Below are 11,328 nucleotides of genomic sequence, written 5' to 3' on the forward strand. Positions count from 1 at the left end.
TTCGCGACTGACCCCAGCTCGGCAAGGGCGCGCACTATACGAATCCGACCACCCTTGCGCAAGCTCTTTTTGGAATTTACTGCACTTTAAATTCACGCAAGATCAATGAATCACCAATCACAACAAAAATCATACAACCTCAAACAAGTGATACTTCTTTTTCCCTACTCGGGCGATATAAAAGCGACCGAAAAAAGAATTCCCCAAGGCAAAACAATTAGCAGACTGCATATTGTCATCGATAGATTTGGCTGCACCATTGATAAAAACAGCACTTCTAGCCAGCGCATCTTTAATTTGCTTTCCTGATGCGGCCAACTCTGCATCAGCCAATAACTGAGTAAGCGGCATATCAACAATATCTGCACGAATTAATTTCGACGACGGAAGACCATCTTGCTGCAACTGTAATAGGTCAGACTCGCTCAACCCCGCCAATTCATCACTAAACAACGCCTGAGTGATACGTTGGGCAGCCTGCAGGCCGGAGTCGCCATGAACGAGCCGCGTAACCTCTTCTGCCAAAATGCGCTGCGCGTCAGGCTTGCCTTGACGAGCTGAATCCTCCTCTTCTATGGCAGCAATTTGCGCCACAGAAAGAAAAGTGAAGTAACGCAGGAACTTGTAGGCATCTGCATCCGCGGTGTTCAGCCAGAACTGATAGAAGGCATAAGGAGAGGTTTTTGTCGCATCCAGCCAGACAGTACCCGTTTCCGTTTTTCCAAACTTTGTGCCATCTGATTTTGTTACCAACGGCATAGTCAAGCCAAACACCTGCGCCCCATGCATACGGCGAGTCAGATCAGTGCCGCCAGTAATATTGCCCCACTGATCGCTACCCCCAATCTGCAAAGTACAACTATTGCGCGTATAAAGCTCGGCAAAATCATAGGACTGCAGCAGCATATAAGTGAACTCAGTGAAAGAGATGCCCTCACCTTCACGATCGAGACGCTGCTTCACGGACTCTTTATTAATCATGTTGTTAACGGAAAAATGCTTACCTACATCACGAAGAAAGCTCAGCACGTCCATTTTTCCAACCCAATCAAGATTATTAACCACTTCAGCAGACTGACTGCCGCAATCAAAATCAATAAATTGGCTAACTTGCTTCTTTAATTTATCCACCCAATTAGCAACAACATCTGATGTATTGAGTTTGCGTTCCTGAGCTTTAAAGCTTGGATCACCAATTAAACCAGTCGCACCGCCCACCAACGCGATCGGCTTGTGACCGGCCAGCTGGAAGCGCCGCAGCATTAATAGAGGAACCAAGCTGCCAATATGCAAACTATCCGCAGTAGGATCAAAACCACAATAAAGCGTGCGACTGCCGGAATTAAGGTGCTCAGTGAAAGCATCGCCCCCTGTAAGTTGAGCAATAAGCCCGCGCTCCTGCAACTCTTGCAGGAAATTAGTATCTATAGCTGTCATAACGCACCAATCAAGCTTGTAAAAATGTATCGATTAGGAACAAAAACGCGCAAAGATACCTCATCTTCCCCCAATTACAAGACAAAACCAGGCGCTTGTTGCAGTAAGATGAAATTTTGGGGTGTTAATGGCGTTTTTTTCTGCTATAAATGTTGTCTCTTGGATCACTTATCTATAAAAGAATTGCGACTATATTTTCCGATGCCTCCAATAAAAAGTTACTACACGATCATTCGATCGACCCTGTTTCAACATCTGCCGCGCGGGCACCTCATGGCCGCTGCGGCACTATCTGCAGGATTAGTAGCCATTTTAGGCAGTAGCTCCCCGTCAGACTCCGCAATTGTAAGCACGCAAAGCAAGAATATCCCAGGGCTAGAAATACAAGGCATAGAAACTCAAGCAACGCCAATCGCCGTACCCGCAGTAGAAACCATTATCCAAACACTCGCTGCAGCTCCCAAGTCAACAAACAATCAAGAAGTCGAACCAGCCGAACCGCAGTGGAAAGAGTTCACCATACAAAACGGCGACAATTTATCGATTTTGTTCAAACGCGCAGGCCTAAACGATCGCAGTATTTATGAATTGTTTAGCGACGCCAAAGATGCCAAAGACTTACGCAATATTCGTCCGGGCCAAAAAATGGCTTTTTTGGTAGAAAACGATCAATTACAGAGCCTGAGCTATACAATCGATAAACTTAATAGCCTGCACTTCACTCGCGGCGCAAAAGGGTTTACTGGTAAAGAAATCGCTCTAAAACCCGATATCAAGTATGCCTTCCGTCAAGCATCTATTGATAGCTCTCTTTACATGGCGGGTAAACGTGCGGGCATGCCTAGCAACCTGACAATGGAGCTGGCAAATATTTTTGGTTGGGATATAGACTTCGCACTGGACATTCAAAAAGGCGATAGCTTTAAAGTCATGTACGAGGAGCAGTTACTCGACGGCAAGCGAATCGGCACCGGCAAGATCATGGCAGCCGAATTCACTAACGGCGGAAAAACCTTTAAAGCAGTCCGCTATACCGACAAACAAGGCGCTAGCAACTACTACACCCCCGATGGGCGCGGCATGCATAAAGCCTTTCTGCGCACACCGATTGAGTTTGCTCGCATTAGCTCCCATTTCAGTTTGAGCCGCAAACATCCAGTACTACACATTATTCGCGCTCACAAAGGAACTGATTACGCCGCTGTACGCGGGACACCTATTCGCGCTACTGGCAATGGAAAAATCGCATTTGCAGGCCGCAAAGGCGGATATGGCAATTGTATTGTCATCCAACACGGACAAGGTATTGAAACGCTATATGGGCACATGAATGGCTTTGCAAAAGGTATGAAAACTGGCGCGCGAGTCAGCCAAGGCGATGTCATTGGCTACGTAGGTTCAACTGGTCTGGCATCTGGCCCCCATCTGCACTATGAGTTTCACCTAAATGGTCAAGTACGCAACCCAGTTACGGTTCCCCTTCCAAAATCTATCGGCATTGAAAAAACCGAACTCGCACGATTTAACGAAACGACTCGACCATTGATTGCCAAACTGGATCAGTACAAATCATCCAGCCGCTTGGCGGTTGCCAAAAACGGCAGCAATAGCAACTAACATCTCATGCCCCAGAGCCAGCTTTACATAGGCTTGATGTCGGGCACCAGCGCTGATGCAATAGATGCAGTGCTGGTCGATCTGCAATCCACTCCGCGGCTCATTGCAAGACACACAATTCCCCTGCCAGTTAAAATCCGGCAACAAGTTCACGCCCTCTCACTCCCCGGCCAGAATGAAATCGACCGAATGGGGGCGCTTGATGCCGACTTGGGAAGATTATTTGCCCAGGCAAGCTTGGAGCTACTAAGCAATGCCGGGGTCAATGCAGCAGAAGTTGCAGCGATCGGCAGCCACGGTCAAACCATTCGTCACCGCCCCCCAGATTCAGCTGAAGGTAGGTTTACCCTGCAGATTGGCGACCCCAACCTAATCGCAGAATTAACCGGCATCACTACAGTGGCTGACTTTCGCCGGCGCGATATGGCAGCTGGCGGACAAGGCGCACCTTTAGTCCCCGCATTTCATCGCGCCATCTTTCATACGCGCGATAAAGATCGCGTCATTATTAATATCGGCGGCATGGCAAACATCACCTGGTTACCTGCACAAGGGAAAACACTCGGATTTGATACCGGCCCAGGGAATGTACTGATGGACACATGGATAGGAGAGCATCTGGGAAAGCCATACGATAAAAATGGTGATTGGGCAGCTACCGGTCAGCCATATGTGCCACTACTCACGGCGCTCTTGGCAGATCCCTATTTCACCTTACAAGCCCCCAAAAGCACCGGCAGAGAAAGCTTCAATCGTGTATGGCTGGAGAGGAATTTACACAAGTGCACGCCAGCGCCATCACCCGCTGATATTCAGGCAACATTACTGGAACTAACAGCAGTAACGATTGCAAACAGTATCGACCTACTCAGCCAAGCACCAAAAGAAATTTTTGTTTGCGGCGGCGGCGCTTATAACGCTGCACTCATGAAGCGCCTGAAAACCCTGTTAGCCAAAGACGTCATAGCAAGCACTTCAGCGCTAGACTTGGATCCGCAATGGATAGAAGCTATGGCATTTGCATGGTTGGCGCAACAAACAATCCATCATCGCCCAGGAAACATCTGCGATGTAACGGGAGCAAAAAGAGAGGTGATTCTGGGCGGCATTTACCACGCAGGATAAATACCGCAAGGTTGTTAAGGTGGGATTAGACGGTAAACGAAGAGCCACAACCGCAAGTGCTGGATGCATTAGGATTCTGGATGACGAACTTGGAGCCCTGCAAGCCCTCTTCATAATTCACCACCGCGCCAACCAGATAGGGATAGCTCATCGCATCCACTACTACTTTAATGCCATCGCGCTCCACTACTGAATCATCATCAGCCACTGCTTCATCAAAGGTAAATCCATACTGAAAACCCGAGCAACCGCCGCCGGTGACGTAAACTCGCAGCTTTAGATCGGGATTGTCTTCCTCCTCAATCAGGCTCCGCACCTTGGCAATAGCGCTCTCGGTAACAGTGACAACTTGAGGGACGTAGATTTCAGCGGTAGACATACTTACTCCGAATAACAACAAAGCCCGGCGGGCGATGTTTATTATCCCTTTACCCCAGTAAAACAGTCAACTATTAAGCCTTGGCACTCGCGATTTCCAAGACGCTGGCTGACTCTTGCTGCTTATTGATCATACTGCCATTGACTTGGGCACCCTTAACCATCTCAATCGAGTGGTAATGTACAGTACCCGTCACATTGCCTTTGGCCGCCAACTCCAAATGCTTGCTCGAGTAAATATTGCCCTGCACTTTGCCATTCACAATAACAATCGGCGCTCGAATTTCCCCTTCTACTACGCCAGTATCTGAAATCACCACTTTTGCATCCTTCTCATCTTCAGCGATGATATTGCCTGTTACCTTCCCCTCTAATTGCAACTCACCGGTAAAGTAAAGATCGCCCGTCACTTTGGTTGCTCGTGAGATAAGGGTGTGATTGTTGGAAAATGCCATCAGGGTACTCCTTAGCAACTGCTATTTAATTTCTGGCCATTCAAGGTCTGCTTCGACCGTCACTGGATTGCGGCCTGAGCTTGACTTAACTTCCAGCTCAACCCGTGCGGGAACAAATCCATCTGGCAACACTATCTCGCACTCAATAGCTTGAAAAAACTTAAAGTTGAGGGGGATATTTTCAGCCATAGATTCGGCGTCGGTTTTACTCACAACGAGTTCATGCAGGGACTTTTTAATCTCGTTACCATCCTGCTGCCCAACGACCAATACCTGCAGCTGCCCGGAAAAATCATCGTCACCTTCCGCCAGCTTTTGCACAACCAGTTTGAATTGTTTTTTATTTTCCGCTAGCGCAGATACAGAAAAGATGCCGAAGCTTATCCCCTTGGGATTGGTACTTTTTTTCGAGGTAAGAATGCGGTAAACCTGCACATCGCGCTCCAGCGCCGCCTTTTCATCACGCAATACCATGACTCGCTTACGCAACTCTTCTCCTGCCTGATGATCAACCTGCGCATTTAATTGATACTTTGCCAATTCGCGCTTTGATTCACTCAACTCGTGATTCAGTGTCTCCAGCTGCGCGCGCAACTCTTGTGCTTCTTGTATAGAAAGACGCTCGCTACTGGCTTTATCTTGGGCGTAGAAGTAGGTAGCGACAAGCGCAGCGCCAACAAATACGAACAATGCCAAAATGATAAATGCATTTTTGAGCGGCCGATGAGGGACCACTTTCATGCGGTAGACAGGAGAACCTTTTACTTTAGCCTTAGCGGGATTCATAGCGACCATCTTATTATTGGCGGGATGGGGTATTAAGCCATCCCGCATAGTGAGCTTCACATTAAGCCGTTAGGGCATCAGCGCCACAACATCCAAACCGGCTTTTTCATCAAAGCCAAACATGATGTTCATATTCTGAATTGCCTGACCTGAAGCACCTTTGGTGAGGTTATCGATCACCGATAACACCACCACAGTATCGCGCTGTTGAGGACGCAAAACCGAGATGCGGCAGACATTTGAGCCTTTTACACTTCTCGTTTGCGGCAATTCACCGGCGGGTAGCACATCCACAAACGGCTCGTTGGCGTATCGTTGCTCATAAAGAGACTGCAAATCCGTCAATTTGTTCGCATCGAGCAATGTCGCGTAAAGTGTGGCGTGAATACCGCGAATAATCGGCAACAAATGCGGTACAAAGGTCAGGGCAACTGGCGCGGCACCGGCAGGCTGCACATCGCGCAAACCCTGCTCAATCTCAGGCAAATGGCGATGGCCAGCAACGCCATATGCTTTAAAGCTGTCGCTGATTTCCATTAACAGATTATCGATTTTGGCCTGACGCCCGGCACCGCTGGCACCGCTGGCAGCATTGGCGATCAGACGGGTCGGATCGACCAAGCCGTTTTCAATCAGGGGCAGATAACCCAATTGCGTCGCGGTGGGATAACAACCAGGGCAAGCAACCAGCTTGGCGGTGCGAATCGCTGCGCGATTCACCTCGGGCAAGCCATACACCGCTTGAGCGACTAAATCGGGCGCGCCGTGGGTTTGGTTGTACCATTTTTCCCAAAGCGGAACATCGCGGATACGAAAGTCCGCCGAGAGGTCGATAATGCGCGCTTTGGTATTCATCAACGCGCCCATCATGTTTTGCGCCACACCATGTGGGGTAGCAAAAAAGATGACATCGCACTCACCCAATACCGCTACATCTGGCTCGCTAAATGCCAAGTCGACATGACCGCGCAGGCTTGGATACATCTCTGCCACTTTGGTGCCAGCCTCGGCGCGCGAGGTGATTACCGTCACTTCTACTTGTGGATGTTTACTGAGCAAGCGGAGTAGTTCCACACCTGTATAGCCGGTTCCGCCAACGATGGCTGCTTTAATCACCTCAACCTCCAATAGATTGGTTCACTGTCATTGCGCTTAATTGAACGGGGCTGAGTCTGTTATCCTGCCCGCTGTATTCAACTTGGAAAAATTAAAGACGGCTATCATAAGAGCCTTATCCATAAATCGAAAGTAAAAGCTGCCCATTTTGCAGGGCAAATAAGCAGGTAATGCCCGTGGCCGATACACCAAATGACAATATCCCGCCCATTTCTACCAGCAGCGCCGCACCCATAGCAGGTAAATTGTCACTCGCTCAACGGCTGGAATACTGGCGCGAAACCTTCCGCGACCGCTTAGCCGATGTAGACTCCCTGCCCCAGCTGACGCTGCTGGGCTTACTCACCGGCATATTGGCTGGCCTGATTATTATTGCGTTTCGCCTGCTGATCGAAGTGCCGCTAGGCTACTGGCTGCCCGACAGCTTTGAGAATTTTGAGGCGCTAGACCCCAGCCTACATTTTTATCTTCCACTGATCGGCGCCTGTCTGATCGGAATAGTGCTGCAGTTTATCGACAAGCGCCATCACAGCACCGGGGTTGGGCATGTCATTGACCGCTTGCAAAATCATCAAGGGCGCATGCCCGTGGGCAACTTTGCAGTGCAATTTTTTGGCGGTGCCGCCTGTTTACTAACAGGGCAATCGGTCGGGCGCGAAGGGCCTGCGGTACACATGGGTGCTGGCGCCGGTAGTCTATTAGGACAGTGGATGAAATTGCCCACCAACAGCTTGCGCCCCTTAGCGGGATGCGGTGTCGCCGCGGCCATTGCCGCCTGTTTTAATACCCCTATGGCCGGGGTGATTTTCGCCATGGAAGTGGTGGTGATGGAGTACAGCATCGCCGGTTTTATTCCGGTGATTTTAGCCGCTGTCGCAGGCACGACCTTATCCCACTTGGTGTTTGGCAATGTCATCAATTTTGCGCCGCTCACCGCAGAGATGGGCGGTTTGCTGGAGATGCCACTGATCCTGCTTGCCGGTTTCTTTATTGCGCTGCTCGCCGCTCTCTATATTCGCTCGCAGGCCTTTTGGTGCCGCATCGCCCTCAACCGCCCTATCGCGCTGCGTTTTGCGTTTGCCGGATTAGTCACAGGTTGCGCCGCCTATTATTTTCCCCAGATTCTAGGTATAGGCTACGACACCATCGAGCGCACGCTGGCTGGCCAACAGGGCTTTTGGCTGCTGCTGGGCATTATCATCGCCAAACTCTTTGTGACCAGCGCAGTGTTGGGTGTGGGCATGCCCGGCGGCGTGATAGGACCACTGCTGTTTTTAGGTGCCTGCGCCGGTGGTGCCATAGGTGTACTCGCGCACAACCTGATGCCCGCATCAGCCAGCCCGATTGGTTTTTATGTGGTGCTGGGCATGGGCGCGATGATGGGCGCAACACTCAATGCACCACTTGCATCAATGATGGCGATTATCGAATTGACCTATAACCCCGGCATTATTTTCCCCAGCATGCTGGTGGTGATCATCGCCTGCCTGACCACCCGCTGGGCATTTCGCTGCAATGGTTTATTTGAAACCTTATTAAAAATCCAAGGCAAATTCCGTACACCGGAAATCGCGGAACAATTGCTCAACAAAACCGGCACGCGCCAATTGTTAGATCGCCATATCAAAATCTGCGCACGCACCTTGTCTTACGCTGAGGCAAATACGCTGCTCGCTAATCGCCCACACTGGCTGGTGTTTGACGATAACAAACACATCATTCCCGGTCAGGATTTAGCCGCTTTTTTAGCGCAGCAAGGCGAAGCCGGCGCAAGCGATACAATCAATTTATTAGAGATACCGGCACGCCGTCTGGATATAATCCCGCTCGCGGATGACTCCACCCTATTTGAAGCGCTGCAAGCACTTGAAGCGGCAAAAGTTGAAGCGGGCTATATCACCACATCACAAGCGCAGGTCGCAGGCATAATCACGCGCGACAAAATCAATAATTACTACCGTATTTAATATTGTTAATTTGAGGATAAAGATTTGGAATTGCTGAATTGGATTTTGTTGGCGCTGAGCGGCATCATTATTGTCTCTTACTTGTTCGATGCCTTTGCACACCACTCTCGCATCCCCTCAGTCGTTCTGCTTATTTTTAGCGGGATTTTACTGCGCATTGTGTTGGATTATTTTGGCTTCAGCATTCCCCTGCTCGATATGTTATTGCCAATTATCGGCACTTTGGGCTTGATATTAATCGTGTTAGAGGGTGCACTGGACTTAAAAGTCACGCGGGAAAATTCCGGGCTTATTGCCCGCGCCACCATTTGCTCGCTACTGGGGCTGTTAATTACCGGCGGATTAATCGCCGCGTTAATTCACTACAGCTTTGCTGTCGATTGGCGTTTGTCTTGGTTATACGCAGTGCCCATGGCGGTTATTTCTAGCGCAGTTGCCATTCCCGCTGCCGCATCACTCTCACCAAAACTGCGAGAATTTGTGATTTACGAAAGTTCGATTTCCGACATCGCCGGGGTGTTATTGTTTTACACGCTGCTGGAAGGGCAAGGTAACTTTGGTCTGCGCGCACTCACTTCAGTCGGCACAGTGGGGTTGAGTTTGGTTGTTGGTTTTATCGCCGCCATTGTTTTGTATTGGTTAATCAGCCGCATTGAAGCTCATGTGCGTTTTGTACCTATGATCGCCGGTATCGCACTCATGTATGCCGGTGCAAAATTACTGCATTTAGCCCCACTGGTTATTGTGATGGTGGTCGGTTTGGTTTTGAATAATTTCATCCTCGTTAAACCACTGCCACTGGTGCGACGTATTCGCAGTTACAATTTCGGTGAAGAGCTGGATACATTTAAACATTTAATCGCCGAAGCCACATTTGTCATTCGCACTTTCTTTTTTGTATTACTCGGCTACTCAACGCTAATTTCCGACTTAATGCATACCCATGTATGGATATTAGCGACCGCACTGGTCGCCTGTTATTTAATTCCTCGCATCGCGATAGTCTATTTTTTTGCGGGCGACAAAAAAATAGAGCCACTGCTTTGGTTTGCACCTAAAGGGCTCATTACTATTTTGTTAATTCTCAGTCTGCCCGAGTCAGAGTTAATTGAAAGTTTCCCCAGCGGCGCGATTATGTTGCTGGTGTTGATGTCTGCACTCTTGTTAACTTACGGCAATGTGCGTTATGGCAAACAGCATAAAAAGAAAATCCAAGCCGCTCAGCAAGAAGAAAAACCTGCGGATACTACAACCGTATCAATTGATACAACCGCTATAGAGCCGCCGCCTGGGCAAATCACTCCCGATCACCCCATTAAATAGCTAGCACAGGTATCACATGCTCTGGATCAAAGCGTTTCACATTATGTCCGTTATTAGCTGGATGGCCGCACTCTTTTATTTGCCGCGGCTATTTGTCTATCACACCATGAGTGAGGATGAGATCAGCCGCGAGCGCTTTAAAATTATGGAGCGCAAATTACTGCGTGGCATCGCCAACCCGGCGATGATCGCCACCTTTATTTTTGGTGTCTGGATGAGTTGGCTCGGCTGGGATTATTACTCCACCCAGATTTGGTATTGGTGCAAGATTATACTTGTAACCCTGCTTACCGTTTACCACCATGCCTGCATCGCCTATTTCAAACAACTGCGCGATAATCGCTGCAGCAAGAGTCATAGATTTTTTCGCGTGTTTAACGAGCTGCCGGTATTTTTGTTGGTCGGCATTGTCATTTTAGTTGTGGTAAAACCCTTTTAATATGAACAGCAAACTCTACGCAATTACCGATACCCAACTTTTGCCCGGCGACAAATTATTTTACGCCGTAGCCGCTGCCTTAACCGGCGGCTGCAAGCTGGTACAATATCGCGACAAATCCGGCGACCACGCCCGCCGCTTATTTGAAGCAAAAAGTTTACTGGCGCTCTGCATACAACATCAGGCGCAATTATTAATTAATGATGATGTCAGCCTCGCTCAGGAGATTGGCGCCCACGGTGTGCATCTGGGCCAAGGTGATACCAATCCCGTCGCCGCACGTATTATTCTCGGCAGCCAAGCAATTATCGGTGTCACCTGTCACGATTCTCTGGCACTCGCGCAACAAGCAATCAAAGACAGCGCCAATTACATTGCCTTTGGTCGGTTTTTTTCATCAAACACCAAACCCGATGCACGTCCCGCCCCGATTTCATTAATCAGCGAAGCGCGCGCGCAATTCGGGCAAATTCCCATTGCTGTAATTGGTGGGATCACACTCGACAACGGCAAACAATTACTCGCTGCCGGAGCAGATATGCTCGCCGTATGTCACAGTTTATTTTCCGCCGATGACATTACTGCACAAGCTAGAAAATTTATTGAATTGTAGGTTGGCGGTGAGGTACGAACCCCAACATGCTGATCGTGCATCCGCTGTTGGGGTTCGTACCTCACCGCCAAC

11 protein-coding genes are annotated in these 11,328 nt (G+C 49.2%); 6 read left to right on the forward strand and 5 right to left on the reverse strand.

The features are described from left to right. Nucleotides 1-129: 129 nt before the first annotated feature. Nucleotides 130-1,437 (reverse strand): tyrosine--tRNA ligase, encoded by a 1,308-nt coding sequence (gene tyrS, locus AWU77_RS02530; RefSeq protein WP_062058792.1) that lies wholly within the window; start codon nt 1,435-1,437, stop codon nt 130-132. A gap of 273 nt (nt 1,438-1,710) precedes the next feature. Between tyrS and AWU77_RS02535 the strand changes: the two genes are divergently transcribed. Next, nucleotides 1,711-3,054: a peptidoglycan DD-metalloendopeptidase family protein gene (locus AWU77_RS02535; RefSeq protein WP_238582289.1), complete on the forward strand. Its 1,344-nt coding sequence runs from the start codon at nt 1,711-1,713 to the stop codon at nt 3,052-3,054. 6 nt (nt 3,055-3,060) lie between these two features. Next, the gene (locus AWU77_RS02540; protein ID WP_062058795.1) at nt 3,061-4,179 is read left to right on the forward strand and encodes an anhydro-N-acetylmuramic acid kinase; all 1,119 of its coding nucleotides are present in this window, start codon (nt 3,061-3,063) and stop codon (nt 4,177-4,179) included. A 25-nt stretch (nt 4,180-4,204) separates the two neighbouring features. Here the strand turns inward: AWU77_RS02540 and erpA are convergent, their stop codons facing one another. The 4 genes from erpA to argC form a co-directional block, all read right to left on the reverse strand. After that, nucleotides 4,205-4,558, reverse strand: coding sequence for an iron-sulfur cluster insertion protein ErpA (gene erpA / locus AWU77_RS02545; protein WP_062058799.1), 354 nt, complete (start codon nt 4,556-4,558; stop codon nt 4,205-4,207). Nucleotides 4,559-4,631: 73 nt separating this feature from the next. Then, complete coding sequence (locus AWU77_RS02550; RefSeq protein WP_062058802.1) at nt 4,632-5,012, reverse strand: polymer-forming cytoskeletal protein; 381 nt, start codon at nt 5,010-5,012, stop codon at nt 4,632-4,634. Between the two features lie 21 nt (nt 5,013-5,033). Further along, nucleotides 5,034-5,798 (reverse strand): DUF6776 family protein, encoded by a 765-nt coding sequence (locus AWU77_RS02555; protein WP_062058805.1) that lies wholly within the window; start codon nt 5,796-5,798, stop codon nt 5,034-5,036. 69 nt (nt 5,799-5,867) lie between these two features. Next, nucleotides 5,868-6,914, reverse strand: a complete 1,047-nt coding sequence (gene argC, locus AWU77_RS02560; protein WP_062058808.1) for an N-acetyl-gamma-glutamyl-phosphate reductase — start codon at nt 6,912-6,914, stop codon at nt 5,868-5,870. 176 nt (nt 6,915-7,090) lie between these two features. On the opposite strand from argC, the gene AWU77_RS02565 reads away from it, so the two are divergent. The 4 genes from AWU77_RS02565 to thiE are packed head-to-tail and all read left to right on the forward strand — an operon-like array spanning nt 7,091 to nt 11,256. After that, complete coding sequence (locus AWU77_RS02565) at nt 7,091-8,881, forward strand: chloride channel protein (RefSeq protein WP_238582290.1); 1,791 nt, start codon at nt 7,091-7,093, stop codon at nt 8,879-8,881. A 24-nt stretch (nt 8,882-8,905) separates the two neighbouring features. After that, a complete protein-coding gene (locus AWU77_RS02570; RefSeq protein WP_062058814.1) occupies nt 8,906-10,204 on the forward strand; it encodes a cation:proton antiporter in 1,299 nt (432 codons plus the stop codon). 16 nt (nt 10,205-10,220) lie between these two features. Then, the gene (gene hemJ, locus AWU77_RS02575) at nt 10,221-10,643 is read left to right on the forward strand and encodes a protoporphyrinogen oxidase HemJ (protein ID WP_062058817.1); all 423 of its coding nucleotides are present in this window, start codon (nt 10,221-10,223) and stop codon (nt 10,641-10,643) included. Between the two features lies 1 nt (nt 10,644). Next, nucleotides 10,645-11,256: a thiamine phosphate synthase gene (thiE, locus tag AWU77_RS02580; RefSeq protein WP_062058821.1), complete on the forward strand. Its 612-nt coding sequence runs from the start codon at nt 10,645-10,647 to the stop codon at nt 11,254-11,256. Nucleotides 11,257-11,328 lie beyond the last annotated feature (72 nt).

Source organism: Cellvibrio sp. OA-2007, from assembly GCF_000953825.1.
In the GTDB taxonomy this organism is placed as follows: Bacteria; Pseudomonadota; Gammaproteobacteria; order Pseudomonadales; family Cellvibrionaceae; genus Cellvibrio.